We start from the raw sequence: 15644 nt of genomic DNA on the forward strand, positions 1-15644 counted from the left end.
TCAGGCCCACATGCCGTCAGGAGGATGTGTCGCCGCGCAGCTCGCGCGCCGCGCGCAGCAGCCCGTCGACCGACGCGGGCTCGCCGATCGTGATGCGGAGGCCCTCCGGGGCGAAGGCGCGCACGACGATGCCGTGCCGGTCGAACACCTCGGCCGCGCGGGCGGTGTCGTCGCCGGTGGCGAGCCAGACGAAGTTGCCCTGGGCGTCGGGCACCGACCAGCCCTGGTCGAGCAGGGCCTGGCGCACCTGGTCGCGCAGGGTCGCGAGGCGGGCGACCCGCTCGAGCAGCTCGCCCTCGAGCTCGAGCGAGGCGAGCGCGGCGGCCTGGCCCTGCTCGGTGACCGAGAGGGGGATGGCGGTCGCGCGGGCGGCGTCGAGCACCGAGGAGGCGCCGATCGCGTACCCGACGCGGAGGGCCGCCAGCCCGTACGCCTTCGAGAAGGTGCGCAGCACGACGAGGTTGGGGTGGCGCTCGGTGAGCGACCCGCCGCGGACGGCGTCGTCGGCCGTCACGAACTCGGCGTAGGCCTCGTCGAGCACGACGAGGAGGTCGCTCGGCACCGCGGCCATGAACGTCTCGAAGTCGTGGGTGCTCACGGTCGTGCCGGTCGGGTTGTTGGGCGAGCAGACGATGACGAGGCGGGTGCGGTCGGTGACGGCGGCGGCCATGGCGTCGAGGTCGTGGCTGCCGTCGGCCCGCAGCGGCACCGGCACGCTCGTCGCGCCCGAGACGGTGACGATGCCCGGGTAGGCCTCGAACGAGCGCCAGGCGTAGACGACCTCGTCGCCGGGGGCGGCGGCGGCGAGCACGAACTGGTTGAGCAGCGACACCGAGCCGGCGCCGACGTGCACCTCGTCGGTGGTGACGCCCCACTTGTCGGCCAGGGCTGCGCGGAGGGCGGAGGCGCTGGCGTCGGGGTACCGGTTGACGGCGACCGCGCCGCGCAGGGCCTCGACGACGCCGGGCAGCGGCTCGAAGGGGTTCTCGTTCGACGACAGCTTGAACGCGTCGGCGGCGGCCTGCTTCCCCTGGCGGTAGGGCGGCAGCGCCGCGATCTCGGGGCGGAGGCGCACGGGACTGGTCACCCGGCCACCTTAGGGCGGGCGGAGGCGGTCGGCGACTACCGCGCGCGGGGCGGGGTCGGCATGATGGGGCCATGACCCGATTCGTCGTGCGGCTGCTGATCAACGCCCTCGCCCTCTGGGCGACCACGTCACTGGTCTCGGGGGTGAGCGTCGACGCGTACGGGTCGGAGGGCACGACCGAGACGGTGCTCACCTACCTCCTCGTCGCCCTGATCTTCGGCGTCGTCAACGGCGTCGTCGGCACCGTCATCCGCGTGGTCGCCTTCCCCCTCTACGTGCTCACGCTCGGCCTGCTCTCGCTGATCGTCAACGGGCTCCTGCTGGTGATCGTCGCCGCGGTCTCCGACGTCATCGGGTTCGGCCTGCAGGTCGACGGCTTCTGGTGGGGCGTGCTCGGGGCCCTCGTGCTCGCGATCGTCGCCTGGCTGATCGGCATCGTCGTGCGGCCCGTCGTCGAGCCGCGCGACCGTCGGCGGTGAACCGCTTCCGCGTCTGCTTCGTCTGCACCGGCAACATCTGCCGGTCGCCCATGGCGGAGATCGTGCTGCGCGAGGTCGCGCGCCGCGCCGGGCTGGGCGACGCCCTCGAGGTGACCTCGGCCGGCACGGGCGACTGGCACGTCGGCGAGGGGGCCGACCCGCGCACCGTCAGTGCCCTCGCGGCCCGCGGCTACGATGGTCAGCGGCACCGGGCGAGGCAGTTCGAGACCGCCGACTTCGCGCGCTACGACCTCGTGGTCGCGTTGGACAGGGGTCACGAGCGGGTGCTGCGGTCGTGGGCGACGAACGAGGCCGACCGGTCGAAGGTGCAGCTGCTGCTGTCGTTCGACCGGGCGAGCGGAGGCGAGCCCGTCGGCACCGACGTGCCCGACCCCTACTACTCCGACCCCGCGATGTTCGACAGCGTGCTCGCGATGGTCGAGCGTGCCTGCACCGCCCTCTTCCGCCAGATCGAACCCGCACTCCGCAAGGGACCCTCATGACGTTGCCCCCTCAGCCCCTCAGCCCCCTCGACGGCCGGTACCGCGCCTCCGTCGGCCTGCTCGGCGACCACCTCAGCGAGGCCGGCCTCAACCGGGCGCGGGTGCACGTCGAGGTCGAGTGGCTGATCGCCCAGACCGACCGCCGCGCCTTCGGCTCGTCTCCGCTCGACGAGGGGCAGAAGACCGCGCTGCGCGCCGTCGTCACCGACTTCGGGCAGGAGGCCATCGACGAGCTCGCCGGCCTCGAGGCCACCACCCGCCACGACGTCAAGGCCGTCGAGTACTACGTGCGCGCCCGTCTCGCCGACCTCGGCCTCGACGGCATCGCCGAGCTGACGCACTTCGCGTGCACCAGCGAGGACATCAACAACCTCTCGTACGCCCTCACCGTGAAGCAGGCCGTGACCGAGGTCTGGCTGCCCGCGTTCGACGCCGTGCAGGAGGCGCTCGCCGGCTGGGCGACGGAGGCCCGCGACGTGCCCATGCTGGCCCACACCCACGGCCAGCCCGCGACCCCGACGACCGTCGGCAAGGAGTTCGCGGTCTTCGTGCACCGCCTCCGGCGCCTCCGCGCGCAGATCGAGGGCACCGAGTACCTCGGCAAGTTCAGCGGCGCCACCGGCACCTTCTCTGCCCACGTCGTCGCCGACCCCTCGGCCGACTGGCCCGAGGTCTCGCGCGAGTTCGTCGAGGAGCGCCTCGGCCTCACCTGGAACCCGCTGACCACCCAGATCGAGTCGCACGACTGGCAGGCCGAGCTCTACTCGCGGGTGGCTCACGTCAACCGGGTGCTGCACAACCTCGCGACCGACATCTGGACCTACATCTCGATGGGGTACTTCACCCAGATCCCGATCGCGGGCTCGACCGGCTCGTCGACGATGCCGCACAAGATCAACCCGATCCGGTTCGAGAACGCCGAGGCCAACCTCGAGCTCTCGTGCGCCCTGCTCGACTCGCTCGCCGCGACGCTCGTCACCTCGCGCCAGCAGCGCGACCTCACCGACTCGTCGACGCAGCGCAACATCGGAGTCGCCTTCGGCCACTCGATGCTGGCCCTCGACAACCTGCGCCGCGGGCTCGGCGAGATCGCCGTCGGCACCGCCGCGCTCGAGGCCGACCTCGAGGGCAACTGGGAGGTGCTCGGCGAGGCGATCCAGACGGTCGTCCGCGCCGAGGTCGTCGCCGGTCGCTCGTCGATCGCCGACCCGTACGCGATGCTCAAGGAGCTCACCCGAGGCCGCCGGGTCGGCCAGGCCGAGCTCGTGGCCTTCGTCGAGGGGCTCGACATCGGCACCGAGGCGAAGGCGCGCCTCGTGGCGCTCACCCCCGCCGGCTACACCGGCATCGCGTCGCAGCTCGTCGACCGCCTGGCGTAGCCCGCAGCCCGCCCGCGAGGGCGGCGACCCGCCCACTCCCTCGAGCTCTGGGGGTGCGGCGGGTTCCTGTCCTCCTGGGCGGGTCCGCGAGGGCCCGCCGGTGAGGACGGCGACCCGCCGACTTCGGCTCAGGTCAGGGGAAGAGCTGGGCGCGTACGGGGGCTCAGTGGCCGCGGGGGCTCAGTGGCCGCGGGGCTTGTCGCTCTCGTCGATCTCGTGCTGCTCGTCGTCGTTCGGCTTGGCCGCGAGGGCGAGCATCGCGATGACGACGAGCGCGACGATGAAGCCGATGCAGAGGAAGATCAGCGCGAGGTCGAGCTCGCGGGTCGTCATGAGCACGACGACCCCGACGAACACCGCGAAGACGGCGCTGAGGCCGAGGAACTCGGCGGGGCGGACGCGGTCGCGCCAGCTGGGCTGTGTCATGGGTGCTGTACTCCGTCTGCACTGGTCTGGGGGGCGGCGTCGGTCGCCGCGTCGGCGCCCGTCTGCCACTTGAGCGAGAGGCCGGCGATGACGAGGTAGACCCCGACCACCGCTCCCCACGCGCCGAGCAGGCCCACGAGCACGGTCGACGACGTGAGCACGCCGTCGATCTGCTCCACGCCGCCGAGCTGCTCGGCGTAGTCGGGCGGGACGACGAGGAAGGCGAGGGCCAGCAGGAGCGTCATCGCGCCGACGGTGGTCCAGTCGCGGGCCAAGGGGGTGCGTCGACGGCGACGCAGCCCGGTGACGAGCTCGAGAGCGCCCGTGACGAGCGCGAAGGTGGTGACGAGGGCGACGAGCACCGGCAGGCCGCCGCCCGAGAACGCGAGGGCCAGGGCGCCCACGACGAGGCCGACGAGGCCCTGCACGAGGCCGAGGGTGCGGCTCGACGGGTCATCGAGCCGTCGGAGCGACCCGACGGCGAGCACGAGGCCGCCGACGACGCCCGCGACGCCGAGGGCGAGCAGGCCAACGCGCGGCGAGTGGTCGGGCGAGAACGTGATGGCGACGCCGAGGGCGATCGCCGGGACGGCCCGGAGGATCGGCACGGGCCAGTAGCGCGGCGCCGAGGCGGCGAGGTCGACGCGGCCGACGGGCCGGTCACGGCCGCGCGCACCGGCCTCGTGGACGGTGGTAGCGGGGTCGCTCGGCCGGGGCTCGGTCGGCCCGGGGGAGGGCGCGGCAGCAGCAGGCACGGGAGACCTTCTTCGACGGGGGCGGGCCCGGCGACGCCGAGCAGACGGCCCGAGTTTACCGCCCCTCGCTGACAGCCCACCTCCGGGCGGCGCCCACGGCCGGAGCCGGGGCGGAGCCGACGCGGCCCGCGGGGTGCCCGGCCGCGCCCCCGACCCGGCCGGGCCGCCGCACCTGGAGCATCCCGGTCGAGACGAGGCTGAGCGAGACGAGCCGCCCGGCGAGCAGGCGCAGGCAGTCGTCGGCGCCGTCCGGCCCCGGTTCGTCGATCGCGACGCCCTGCGGCAGGGCGCTGAGGCGCACGGCGGCGACGGAGGCGGCCCGCCAGCCCCGGGACGGGTCGCGGCGCAGGTCGCTGAGGAGCTCCAGCACGAGGGGCACGTCGGAGCGCCCGCGGACGAGGAGGCGGTGGTGGAGCTGGGGGGACCCCGCGCCTCCCGCAGTCCCCCGCCGGGCGTCGACGAGGGCGACGAGACCGTGCCGCACCGGCCCGTCGTGCTCGGCGGAGAGCCCGTCGACGCGGACGCCGGGCGGGACGGCCACGGGGCGCGTGCCGGGGAGGCCGGGCGCCCACCCGTCGAGGCCCCAGCCGCCGAGCCCCCGCACCTCGAGCGTCGTGGCCCCGTCGCACGGCCCGCCGCACGGCGCCGCGACGAGCTCGCGGATGCCCGCCCCGACCCCCGCCGCGCCCGCCTCGTCGAGCCTGGGCAGGGCCAGCGGCGCTGGCGGGCAGCCGTGCACGAGGCCGACGAGCGGGGCGGGGGAGTCGAGGTGCGAGGCCGTCATCCGTCCATGGTGACATGCCGGATGTCAGTATCACCAGGGGCCCGCGCCCCGGGAGGCGAGGATCACCTGGGCGGTCGAGGCCAGGACCACCCGGAGGGGACAGGGGGACACGCGGCGATCTCCCTACCGATGCCCAGCCCCGGCCCCTACGGTCGTCACATCCGAGGGCGCACGCTCACCACCACTGGCTGGGAAGTCCACCATCGCGGGAGCTGCATGACCTCCATCGCCCCCTCGGCTCCGGCCGGGTTCCGTCCGACCGTGCCCGGATCGGCCAGCAAACCGACCAGCACCTACTCGACGCTCCTGGCGTCTGTGCGCGAAGCAGGGCTGCTCCGCCGTCGGACCGGGTTCTACGTCACCGTCTTCGTCGTGCTCGTCGTCTGCCTGCTCGGCGCGGCCACCGGCTTCGTCCTGCTCGGCTCGAGCTGGTTCCAGCTGCTCATCGCGGCCGCGCTCGGCGTCATCCTCACCCAGTTCGCCTTCCTCACCCACGAGGCCGCGCACCGCCAGGTGTTCGACTCGGGAACGCGCAACGACAAGGTGGGCCGCGTGCTCGCCGCCGGCGTCGTCGGCATGAGCTACGCGTGGTGGATGTCGAAGCACACGCGCCACCACGCCAACCCGAACACCAAGGGCAAGGACCCGGACATCGCGTTCGACACGGTCTCCTTCCTCGAGGAGGACGCGGCGAAGCAGACCGGCCTGATGCGCCAGCTGACGCGTCGCCAGGGCTGGTTCTTCTTCCCCCTGCTGCTCGGCGAGGGCGTCAACCTCCACGTGCACTCGATCAAGGTGCTCCTCACGAAGGAGAAGGTCGAGGGCCGCGCCCTCGAGGTGTCGCTGATCGCCGGGCGCATGATCGCCTACTTCGCCGTCGTCTTCGCGTTCCTGCCCGTCGGCATGGCGTTCGCCTTCATCGGCGTGCAGATGGCCGTCTTCGGCCTCTACATGGGCTCGTCGTTCGCCCCGAACCACAAGGGCATGCCGATCATCCCCGAGGGCGCGAAGGTCGACTTCCTCAGCAAGCAGGTGCTCACCTCGCGCAACATCACCGGTCGCTTCTCGACCGCGTTCATGGGCGGCCTGAACTTCCAGATCGAGCACCACCTCTTCCCGAGCATGGCCAGGCCGCACCTGCGCGCCGCGAGCCTGCTCGTCAAGGAGCACTGCGCGAAGCACGACATCCCCTACGCCGAGACCACCGCGATCAAGTCGTACGGGATCGTCATCCGCTACCTCAACCGCGTCGGCCTCGCGGCCCGCGACCCCTTCGACTGCCCCGCCGCGGCGACGCTCCGCCCCCGCTGAGCCCGCCCGCACACGACGACGGCGCCGTCACCTCGGAGGAGGTGGCGGCGCCGTCGTCGTGCTGCCCGGGGCAGGCCCCGACAGGGCAGGAGGCGCGGGTCGGCCCGGTCAGGCCGCCGTCGCCGGCCAGGCGGCCAGCTGCCACCCCAGCCACGGGCTGAAGGCGAAGGGCGCCGCCTCGACGGCCCCGCGGAGCGCCTCGGGCTCGAGCCAGGCCCACTCGGCGACCTCGTCGGGCGAGGGGTCGGGCACGCCGACCGCGCGGGCGGTGAACACCGGGCAGATCTCGTTCTCGACGATGCCGGAGGCGTCGGTCGCGACGTACCGGAACTCCGGCAGGATCACGCTGACGTCGGCCACCTCGATGCCGAGCTCCTGCGACGCACGGCGGTAGACGGCCTCCTCCGGGGTCTCGCCCGGCGCGGGGTGGCCGCAGAACGAGTTGGTCCAGACGCCGGGCCAGGTCTTCTTCGACAGGGCCCGGCGGGTGACGAGCACGCGGCCCCGCTCGTCGACGACGTGGCAGCTGAAGGCGAGGTGCAGCGGCGTCGCCGTCGTGTGCACGGTGGCCTTCGGCGTGCTGCCGACGGGCTCGCCGGCCTCGTCGAGGAGGACCACCATCTCCTGATCAGACCCTGCAGGAGGGCTGTCGAGAGGCTGAGCATGAGCGCGTTCGCCGAGTTCCATGGGAGGTAGTCTGCCCTCTGTGGACGCTCAACAGCTGCGCGGCGGCGCGCGCGCCCGACACGAGCGTGTCGAGGTCGTCCTCGACGACTTCTTCCGGCTGGCCGAGCGCCGGGCCGCGCTCGTGGGCCGTCGCTACGTCGAGCTCTGGTCGGTGCTCGAGCGCAACACGGTCGGCGGCAAGCGCTTCCGGCCCCGCATGGTCTTCACCGCCTACGACGCCCTCGGCGGCACCGACGACGAGGCCGTCGCCGGCGTCGCGGCCTCGTTCGAGCTGCTGCACACGGCCCTGATCGTCCACGACGACGTCATCGACCGCGACTTCTCGCGCCGCGGCATCCCCAACGTCTCCGGCAGCTACCGCGACACGGCCACGACGGCGGGCATCCCGACCCCCGCCGCCGAGCACCGGGGCATGTCGGCCGCCGTCATCGCGGGCGACCTCGCGCTCGCCGGGGCCAGCCGGCTGCTGCTCGACGTCCGGTGCGAGGGCGGCGTCCGGGCGCGCCTCCTCGACATCCTCGACGAGGCGATCTTCGTCAGCGCGGGCGGTGAGATGGTCGACGTCGAGCTGTCGCTCTCGCCCGAGGTGCCGACGGTCGCCGAGATCCTCGACATGGAGCGCGCCAAGACCGCCGTCTACTCCTTCGAGGCCCCGCTGCAGGCCGGCGCTGTGCTCGCCGGCGCCCCCGACGCCGTCGTCGACGCGGTCGGCGAGTTCGGCCGCGAGGTCGGCGTCGCCTACCAGGTGGTCGACGACCTGCTCGGCGTCTTCGGCCTCGAGGCCGACACCGGCAAGACGACCCTCGGCGACCTCCGCGAGGGCAAGCGCACCGTCATCGTCGCCCACGCGGCCACGACCGACGAGTGGTTCGCGATCCGCCCGTTCATCGGCAAGGCCGACCTCACCGAGGCCGAGGCGGAGCACGTGCGCTCCCGGCTCGAGGCGTGCGGCGCCCGCGCGTTCGCCGAGTCCCTCGTCGAGCAGCACGCCCGCCGCGCGCTCGCCGTGCTCGACGGCCCTGCCGTGGGCGACGCGCTCCGCGAGGCCCTGACCCCCGTCGTCGCCACCGTCCTGGAGCGCGTGCGGTGACCGGCCTCTCGCTCTACGACGCGGTCGCCGACCAGACCGCGGCCGGCGTGATCCGCCGGTACTCGACCTCCTTCGGGCTGGCCTCGCGCCTCCTCGGGGCCGACGTGCGGCAGCACGTCGAGAACGTCTACGCGCTGGTGCGCGTCGCCGACGAGATCGTCGACGGCCCCGCCGCCGAGGCCGGGCTCGACGTCGCGGCCGCCGGCCGGTGCCTCGACGACTACGAGGCCACGACCGAGCGGGCGCTCGCGGAGGGCTTCAGCTCCGACCTCGTCGTGCACGCCTTCGCGCGCACCGCCCGGGCCACGGGCTTCGGCACCGAGCTCACGCGGCCCTTCTTCGCCTCGATGCGGGCCGACCTCAGCGCCCGCGAGCACGACGACGAGTCGTTCCGTCGGTACGTCTACGGCTCGGCCGAGGTCGTCGGCCTGATGTGCCTCCGCGCCTTCCTCGTCGGGCACGGCTACCCCGCCAGCACGCGGGCCGCCCTCGACGAGGGCGCCTGCCGCCTCGGTGCCGCCTTCCAGAAGGTCAACTTCCTCCGCGACCTCGCGGCGGACTTCGAGCACCTGGGCCGCAGCTACTTCCCCGGCGTCGACGTCGACACCTTCGACGAGGCGACCAAGCGGCGGCTCGTCGACGACATCGACGACGACCTGCGGGTCGCCGGCGAGATCATCCCCGTGCTGCCCGCGTCGTCGCGGCGCGCGGTGGCGCTGGCCCACGGCCTGTTCGCCGAGCTGAACCGACGGCTCGAGGCGACCCCCGCCTCCTCGCTGATCCGGGCGCGCGTCCGCGTGCCGAACCCGGTGAAGCTGCGCATCGCGGCCGGCGCCGCGGTCGGCCGCGTCGTGGCCGTGCCGCCCGCCCGCACCCCGAGCACCACCCCGACCGACGGAGCCCCTTCGTGAGCACACCCTGGCTGAAGTCCACCACCGGCGCGACGACGGTCGAGCGGCACGGCCGCCGGGTGGTCGTGATCGGCGGCGGCATCAGCGGCCTCGCCTCGGCGGCGCTGCTCGCCCGCGAGGGCCACGACGTCACGGTGCTCGAGAAGAACGACGCCGTCGGCGGCCGCGCGGGCAGCTGGGCGAGCGACGGCTTCCGCTTCGACCTCGGCCCGAGCTGGTACCTCATGCCCGAGGTCTTCGACCACTTCTTCAAGCTGATGGGCACGAGCGCCGACGAGCAGCTCGACCTCGTGGCGCTCGACCCCGGCTACCGCGTGTTCTTCGAGCCGGGCGCCGAGCCCGGCGACGACGACCCCGCCCCGATCGACGTGCCGCTCGGCCTCGAGCGCAACGTCGCCCTGTTCGAGAGCGTCGAGCCCGGCAGCGGCGAGCGGATGCGACGCTACCTCCGCTCGGCCCGCGACACGTACGAGATGGCGAAGCAGCGGTTCCTCTACACGAGCTTCGAGAGCGTGTCGCCGCTGCTCCGCGGCGACGTCGTCGTGCGGCTGCCCAAGCTCGCCCGGCTCCTCCTGCAAGACCTGGACACCTTCGCGTCGAAGACGGTCAGCGAGCCGCGCCTCAAGCAGATCCTGGACTACCCCGCGGTCTTCCTCGGCTCGTCGCCGTTCCGCACGCCGAGCATGTACCACCTGATGAGCACCCTCGACCTCGACGACGGGGTGCTGTACCCGCAGGGCGGGCTGACGACGGTCATCGAGCGCATCGCCGCGGTCGCCCGCGACGCCGGGGTCACGATCGTCACCGGCGCCTCGGTCACGCGCATCACGACGGCCGTCGAGGCCGACGCTGCGCCCCGACGGGGTCGCCCACGGGTATCGACGGCGCGGGCCACGGGCGTCGAGTACACCGACGCGGGAGGCGCGGAGCACGCCCTCGAGGCCGACACCGTCGTCAGCGCGGCCGACCTGCACCACACCGAGACGCGCCTCCTGCCCCGCTCGCTGCGCACCTACGACGAGAAGTACTGGCACGGCCGCGACCCCGGCCCGAGCGCCCTGCTCGTCTACCTCGGCGTCGAGGGCGAGCTGCCCGAGCTCGAGCACCACTCGCTGTTCTTCGCCCGCGACTGGCACGAGAACTTCGAGCGGATCTTCGGCGACGACAAGCGGATCCCCGAGCCGCCGTCGCTCTACGTCTGCAAGCCGAGCACGATCGACCCGTCGACGGCGCCCGAGGGCCAGACGAACCTCTTCGTGCTCGTGCCGCTGCCCGCCGACCCCGCGCTCGGCCGCGGCGACGTCGACGGCGACGGCGACCCGATGGTCGAGCGCCTCGCCGACCAGGTGATCGACCAGATCAGCCGCTGGGCGGGCGTGCCCGACCTCGCGTCGCGCGTCGTGCTGCGGCGCACCCGCGGGCCGCGCGACTTCGTCGACGACGTCAACGCCTGGCAGGGCAGCATGCTCGGCCCGGCGCACACGCTCGACCAGAGCGCGATGTTCCGCGCCGGCAACACCTCGGAGCACGTGCGCAACCTCTTCTACGTCGGCGGCTCGTCGCGCCCCGGCATCGGCCTGCCGATGTGCCTGATCAGCGCCGAGGTGCTGCTCAAGAACATGCGCGGCGACACGAGCACCGAGCCGCTGCCCGAGCCCGCCGCCGAGGCCGGGGCCCCCGCCGCGCCGGCCGCCGCCGGAACGGCCTGATGGGCGCCGCCTACCTCGTCGCGCTGCTGATCTCGCTGGCCGGCATGGCGGCGCTCGACCGGCGCTTCACGCTGTTCTTCTGGCGCGACGGCTGGCGTGCGGCGGTGACGCTTCTCGTCGGCGTCGCCTTCTTCCTGGTCTGGGACGTCGTCGGCATCGACCTCGGCATCTTCTTCCGCGGCGAGACGTCGTTCATGACGGGCGTGCAGCTGGCGCCCGAGCTGCCGCTCGAGGAGGTCTTCTTCCTCGTGCTGCTCTGCTGGCTGACGATGAACCTGCACTCCGGGGCGCGCCTCGCGCTCGGGGTGCTCGCCGCCCGCCGCGAGGGGGCGCGCGCGTGACGTACTGGGCGGTGAACGCCGTCTTCCTCGGGCTCGTGGCCGTGACCGCGGCCGCGGCGCTGCTGCTGCACCGGCTCCGGGCACGGGGGCGCGCCTCCTCGGGGGACCGCGACCGCGCCGAGGTCGTCCGCGCCGCCGGGCTCACCACCGTCGTGCTGCTCGTGATGACCGCCGTCTTCGACAACGTCATGATCGGCGTCGGCCTGGTCGGCTACGACGAGGCCCGCATCAGCGGCGCGAAGCTCGGCGTCGCCCCGCTCGAGGACTTCGCCTACTCCGTGGCGGCGCTCGTGCTGCTGCCGAGCGTCTGGACGCTGCTCGGCGGCCGCCGACCGGCCCGCGAGCCGTCGCTCGAGCGACCGGCCCGACGGGCTGGGCCGGCGCGGCCGGCCCGGCCCGCCGCAGGACCGGAGGAGTCGCGGTGATCGCCACCCTGCGCGCCCTGGCCTGGTCGTCGCGACCCCTCAGCTGGATCAACACCGCGTTCCCGTTCGCGGCCGCCTACCTGCTGAGCGCCGCGAGCGGCAGCACGCCCGACGGCGGCACGAGCTACGACGTCACCGCGGTGCCGTGGCTCGTCGCGATCGTCGGCACCCTCTACTTCCTCGTGCCGTACAACCTCGCGATGTACGGCATCAACGACGTCTTCGACTACGAGAGCGACCTGCGCAACCCCCGCAAGGGCGGCGTCGAGGGGGCGCTGCTCGACCCCAGCATGCACCGGCCCACGCTGGTCGCCGCGGTCGTCACGAACGTGCCCTTCCTGGTCTTCCTGGTCGCCGTCGGCAGTCCGCTGAGCTGGCTCGTGCTGGCGGTCAGCGTCTTCGCCGTCGTCGCCTACTCGGCCCCGCGCCTGCGCTTCAAGGAGCGCCCGGTCGTCGACTCGGTCACCTCGAGCACGCACTTCGTGAGCCCCGCCGTCTACGGCCTCGTGCTCGCCGGGGCCGACGTCACGCCCGCGCTGTGGGCCCTGCTCGCCGCGTTCTTCCTCTGGGGCACGGCCAGCCACGCCTTCGGGGCCGTGCAGGACGTCATCGCCGACCGCGAGGGCGGCATCGCCTCGATCGCGACGGTCTTCGGCGCCCGCACCACGGTGCGGCTCTCGGTCGTCGCGTACCTGCTCGCGGCGCTGCTGATGACCTTCACCGACACCCCGGGGCCGTTCGCCGCGCTCCTCCCGGTCGCCTACGCGATCAGCTGCGCGCCGTGGTGGAACGTCGCCGACGCCGACGCGGAGGGGGTCAACCGGGGGTGGAAGCGGTTCCTGACGCTCAACTTCGTGTCGGGGTTCGTGGTGACCATGCTGCTGATCTGGTGGGTCGCGCTCGGCTGACCCGCGACTCCCGGGGGCTCGGCCGGCCGGCCGCGTCGCCGACCCGCGGGGCCGGGCGGCCGATCGGCGGAGGGCCGCTCCGTCGCGCGGATGAGATCGGCCCGATGTGGCCCCGAGTTCACCCGGGCGAAAGGTCCTGGCCGTATCTTCGGCCCGTGAGCACGCAGACCTCCCGCACCCCCGAGCGCCCGCGGCCCGCGCGCGCCCTCCGCGACCTGGCCGGCCGGCTGGCGTCCCGGCGGCGGTGGGTGCGTCAGCACCCGCACGGGCTGTGGTGGACGTTCGCGGCCCTGCACGCCGCGCTCTTCCTGGCCCTCACGCCCCTCATGCTCTCCGGCGGCGTGAGCGGCGACCTGCCGCTGTACCGCACCTGGGCCACCGACGCCCTCAGCTCGGGGTCGTGGCCGGTGCTCGACTTCACCTGGGTCTACCCGGCGGGCGCCCTGCTGCCGATCGTGCTGCCGAACGTGCTCGGCGAGTCGATGTACCAGTTCGTCTGGCTGGTGATGCTGACGCTGTTGAACGGCGTCTCGCTCTGGGTGCTGACCGACCGGGGCCGCCGCACCGTCGAGACCCCGGCCGCCTGGTGGTGGCTGCTCGTGCTCTTCCTGCTCAGCCCGGTGGCCTTCCTCCGCCTCGAGGGGTTCAGCGCACCCATGGTGCTCACGGCCCTGGTGCTGCTCGCCCGGCGCCCCCGCGTCGCGGGCCTGCTGCTCGCCGGCGCCACCTGGATCAAGGTCTGGCCGGCGGCCGTCATCGCGGCGGTCATGGTCGCCTCGCGGCGCCGCTCGACGGTCGTGCGCTCCGCCCTCCTGGTGACGGCGGGCGTCGCCGCGGCCGTCGCCCTCGGCGGCGGCCTGAGCCGGATCGACACGTTCATCAGCACCCAGTCGAGCCGCGGCCTCCAGCTCGAGGCGCCGCTCTCGACCCCGTGGGTGTGGATGGCCATGCTTCGCGTGCCGGGGGCGTCGGTCTACCAGAACGTCGCCCTCGCGACCCGGGAGGTCATGGGCCCGGGCGACACCTGGGCGATCAACAGCAGCACCGAGCTCATGCTCGGCGTGGTGCTGGCGCTGCTCGCCCTGCTCGCCGTCGCCGCGTTCGGGCTGCCGGGGGCCCGCCGCTCGACCTCGGGCGACGAGGTCCAGCTCGTGCTGCTCGGCGCCCTGACCCTGACGACGACCTTCGTCGTGTTCAACAAGGTCGGCTCGCCGCAGTACATGCTCTGGATCGCCCCGGTGGTCGCGGTCGGCCTCGCGCAGCGCCCCGACCTGTTCCGCGTGCCGGCCCGCCTGACCGCGTGGGCGGCCGGCCTCACGACCCTCGTCTTCCCCGTCATGTACCGCGAGCTGATCGACCTGCAGCCCGCCGCCGTGCTGGCGCTCGCGGCGCGCAACGCCATCGTCGTCGCGCTGTTCGGCTGGTGCGTCGTCCGGCTGATGGAGGCGGCGCTCGCCGCGGCGGGGCTGCCGGGCTGGACCCTCCGGCGCGCCCTCGGCCTGCTCGCGCCCGACCGGGGCGTCGCCGCGGGCGTCGCGACCGAGGCCCGGGTGCTCGACCACGAGCGGTAGGAGTCGCGGATCTGGTCGGCCCGGGCGTGAACGTGCCAGCGTGGTCACCAGACATCTCGACACCCGCCGTGAGCGGGTCTGACCCAAGGAGCACTCATGAAGGGCAAGATCCTCTTCGTCGCCGGAGCGGCAGTCGGCTACGTCCTCGGCGCCCGCGCGGGCCGTGGCGCGTACGTCAAGATCAAGTCGCAGGCCGAGAGCCTGTGGGAGAACCCGAACGTGCAGAAGACCGTCCAGCAGGCGGAGGGCTTCGTCAAGGAGAACGCCCCCGTGGTCGGCAAGAAGATCCAGGAGGTCGCGGGCGACGCGGCCGCCAAGGCCAAGTCGGTCGCCTCGAAGTCGGGCGACTCCGACGTCGCGGACAAGGTCGGCGCGCTGGCCGACAAGGCCGAGTCCAAGGCCTCGGACGCTGCCGACGCGGTCAAGGACGCCGGTCGTGGCGCCAAGGGCAAGGGCGAGCCCGGCTCGGGCCCGCTCCCGGGCGTGAACGCCGGTGAGTGACCTCAAGGCACCTGACCAGAGCACCAAGCGGTCGCTCGGGTCGCTCCTCGGCAGCCTGCCCGACCTCATCTCGCGGTTGATCCGCGGCGAGATCGCGCTCGCCAAGAAGGAGCTCGCCACCAAGCTCAAGGAGGCCGGCGTCGGCGCGGGCCTGCTGGTCGGGGCCGCGCTGTTCGGCTTCTTCCTGCTGGCCGTGCTCATCACCGCGGGCGTCCTCGGCCTCGCGACGGTCGTCGCCCCGTGGCTCGCCGCGCTGATCGTGGCCGGCGTGCTGCTGGTCGTCACGGCCGTCCTCGCGCTGCTCGGCGTCAAGGCGCTGAAGAAGGGCGTGCCGCCCGTGCCGGAGAAGGCCGTCGAGAACGTCAAGGCGGACGTCGCCGCGCTGAAGGGCATCGGCTCGTGAGCCGGGACGACTCCGGCGACCGCCGTGACGGCCGCGCCGGTGACGGCGACGGTGCGGGCTCCGACGAGTCCGCCCCGAGCATCCCCGAGCTCGAGCTCGACGTGGCGCGCACCCGCGAGGAGTTCGCCCGCACCCTCGACGCGATCGAGGACAAGCTGAGCGTGCCGGCGCACGCCCGCCGCCTCCGCGACAGCGTCTCCCGACGCTGGCACGACGACCCGCGGCCCGTGGTGGCCGCGGGCGTCGCCGGGGTCGTCGGACTCGCCTCGGTCGTGGCCGGCGTCGTGCGGATCGCCCGACGCTAGGGCCCCGGGTGCGGGAGTCGCGGCGCTGACCGGCGCCGCGACTCCCGCACCTTCTCTCCCTCCCCACCC

The 15644-nt window shown here is 73.6% G+C and carries 19 protein-coding genes; 14 read left to right on the forward strand and 5 right to left on the reverse strand.

Annotated features, from left to right (window positions below; translation table 11 throughout):
- Positions 1-16: 16 nt before the first annotated feature.
- Positions 17-1087 (reverse strand): histidinol-phosphate transaminase, encoded by a 1071-nt coding sequence (locus FHR77_RS14660; protein ID WP_341777403.1) that lies wholly within the window; start codon positions 1085-1087, stop codon positions 17-19.
- A gap of 71 nt (positions 1088-1158) precedes the next feature.
- On the opposite strand from FHR77_RS14660, the gene FHR77_RS14665 reads away from it, so the two are divergent.
- Genes FHR77_RS14665 through purB form a run of 3 tightly spaced genes read left to right on the forward strand, consistent with a single transcriptional unit; the run spans position 1159 to position 3448 of the window.
- Positions 1159-1566 carry a phage holin family protein gene (locus FHR77_RS14665; protein ID WP_056058658.1) on the forward strand — a complete coding sequence of 136 codons (408 nt, stop codon included), beginning with the start codon at positions 1159-1161 and terminating at the stop codon, positions 1564-1566.
- Positions 1563-2069, forward strand: a complete 507-nt coding sequence (locus FHR77_RS14670) for a low molecular weight protein-tyrosine-phosphatase (protein ID WP_056058661.1) — start codon at positions 1563-1565, stop codon at positions 2067-2069. The genes FHR77_RS14665 and FHR77_RS14670 overlap by 4 nt, the downstream gene beginning before the upstream one ends.
- Positions 2066-3448: an adenylosuccinate lyase gene (gene purB / locus FHR77_RS14675; protein ID WP_167261528.1), complete on the forward strand. Its 1383-nt coding sequence runs from the start codon at positions 2066-2068 to the stop codon at positions 3446-3448. The genes FHR77_RS14670 and purB overlap by 4 nt, the downstream gene beginning before the upstream one ends.
- Before the next feature lie 180 nt (positions 3449-3628).
- On the opposite strand, the gene FHR77_RS14680 is transcribed toward purB, so the two are convergent.
- Genes FHR77_RS14680 through FHR77_RS14690 form a run of 3 tightly spaced genes read right to left on the reverse strand, consistent with a single transcriptional unit; the run spans position 3629 to position 5413 of the window.
- Positions 3629-3874 carry a hypothetical protein gene (locus tag FHR77_RS14680; RefSeq protein ID WP_167261530.1) on the reverse strand — a complete coding sequence of 82 codons (246 nt, stop codon included), beginning with the start codon at positions 3872-3874 and terminating at the stop codon, positions 3629-3631.
- Positions 3871-4629 carry a DUF308 domain-containing protein gene (locus FHR77_RS14685; RefSeq protein WP_341777404.1) on the reverse strand — a complete coding sequence of 253 codons (759 nt, stop codon included), beginning with the start codon at positions 4627-4629 and terminating at the stop codon, positions 3871-3873. Before FHR77_RS14685 ends, FHR77_RS14680 begins: the two co-directional genes overlap by 4 nt.
- Before the next feature lie 55 nt (positions 4630-4684).
- The gene (locus FHR77_RS14690; protein WP_167261532.1) at positions 4685-5413 is read right to left on the reverse strand and encodes a hypothetical protein; all 729 of its coding nucleotides are present in this window, start codon (positions 5411-5413) and stop codon (positions 4685-4687) included.
- Between the two features lie 216 nt (positions 5414-5629).
- Between FHR77_RS14690 and FHR77_RS14695 the strand changes: the two genes are divergently transcribed.
- Complete coding sequence (locus FHR77_RS14695; RefSeq protein WP_056058675.1) at positions 5630-6724, forward strand: fatty acid desaturase family protein; 1095 nt, start codon at positions 5630-5632, stop codon at positions 6722-6724.
- Positions 6725-6832: 108 nt separating this feature from the next.
- Here the strand turns inward: FHR77_RS14695 and idi are convergent, their stop codons facing one another.
- Positions 6833-7345, reverse strand: coding sequence for an isopentenyl-diphosphate Delta-isomerase (gene idi / locus FHR77_RS14700; RefSeq protein WP_243861928.1), 513 nt, complete (start codon positions 7343-7345; stop codon positions 6833-6835).
- Positions 7346-7430: 85 nt separating this feature from the next.
- Here idi and FHR77_RS14705 point away from each other — a divergent pair, with 85 nt between their 5' ends.
- The 10 genes from FHR77_RS14705 (at position 7431) to FHR77_RS16235 (ending at position 15575) form a co-directional block, all read left to right on the forward strand.
- Complete coding sequence (locus tag FHR77_RS14705) at positions 7431-8501, forward strand: polyprenyl synthetase family protein (protein WP_235491308.1); 1071 nt, start codon at positions 7431-7433, stop codon at positions 8499-8501.
- Entirely contained in the window at positions 8498-9412 is a 915-nt protein-coding gene (locus FHR77_RS14710) for a squalene/phytoene synthase family protein (protein ID WP_167261536.1), read from the forward strand. The genes FHR77_RS14705 and FHR77_RS14710 overlap by 4 nt, the downstream gene beginning before the upstream one ends.
- Positions 9409-11121 (forward strand): phytoene desaturase family protein, encoded by a 1713-nt coding sequence (crtI, locus tag FHR77_RS14715; RefSeq protein ID WP_341777405.1) that lies wholly within the window; start codon positions 9409-9411, stop codon positions 11119-11121. Before FHR77_RS14710 ends, crtI begins: the two co-directional genes overlap by 4 nt.
- Positions 11121-11462, forward strand: a complete 342-nt coding sequence (locus FHR77_RS14720; RefSeq protein WP_167261538.1) for a lycopene cyclase domain-containing protein — start codon at positions 11121-11123, stop codon at positions 11460-11462. Before crtI ends, FHR77_RS14720 begins: the two co-directional genes overlap by 1 nt.
- Positions 11459-11887: a lycopene cyclase domain-containing protein gene (locus tag FHR77_RS14725; RefSeq protein ID WP_167261540.1), complete on the forward strand. Its 429-nt coding sequence runs from the start codon at positions 11459-11461 to the stop codon at positions 11885-11887. Before FHR77_RS14720 ends, FHR77_RS14725 begins: the two co-directional genes overlap by 4 nt.
- Positions 11884-12795, forward strand: coding sequence for a prenyltransferase (locus tag FHR77_RS14730; protein WP_167261542.1), 912 nt, complete (start codon positions 11884-11886; stop codon positions 12793-12795). The genes FHR77_RS14725 and FHR77_RS14730 overlap by 4 nt, the downstream gene beginning before the upstream one ends.
- Positions 12796-12950: 155 nt before the next feature.
- Positions 12951-14366 carry a glycosyltransferase 87 family protein gene (locus FHR77_RS14735; protein ID WP_167261544.1) on the forward strand — a complete coding sequence of 472 codons (1416 nt, stop codon included), beginning with the start codon at positions 12951-12953 and terminating at the stop codon, positions 14364-14366.
- 96 nt (positions 14367-14462) lie between these two features.
- Entirely contained in the window at positions 14463-14867 is a 405-nt protein-coding gene (locus tag FHR77_RS15670) for a hypothetical protein (protein WP_056058699.1), read from the forward strand.
- Positions 14860-15270 (forward strand): phage holin family protein, encoded by a 411-nt coding sequence (locus tag FHR77_RS14745; RefSeq protein WP_167261546.1) that lies wholly within the window; start codon positions 14860-14862, stop codon positions 15268-15270. Before FHR77_RS15670 ends, FHR77_RS14745 begins: the two co-directional genes overlap by 8 nt.
- Positions 15267-15575, forward strand: coding sequence for a DUF3618 domain-containing protein (locus FHR77_RS16235; protein WP_167261548.1), 309 nt, complete (start codon positions 15267-15269; stop codon positions 15573-15575). The genes FHR77_RS14745 and FHR77_RS16235 overlap by 4 nt, the downstream gene beginning before the upstream one ends.
- Positions 15576-15644: the final 69 nt, after the last annotated feature.

The sequence above is a fragment of the Frigoribacterium endophyticum genome (assembly GCF_011759585.1).
GTDB lineage: Bacteria > Actinomycetota > Actinomycetes > Actinomycetales > Microbacteriaceae > Frigoribacterium > Frigoribacterium endophyticum.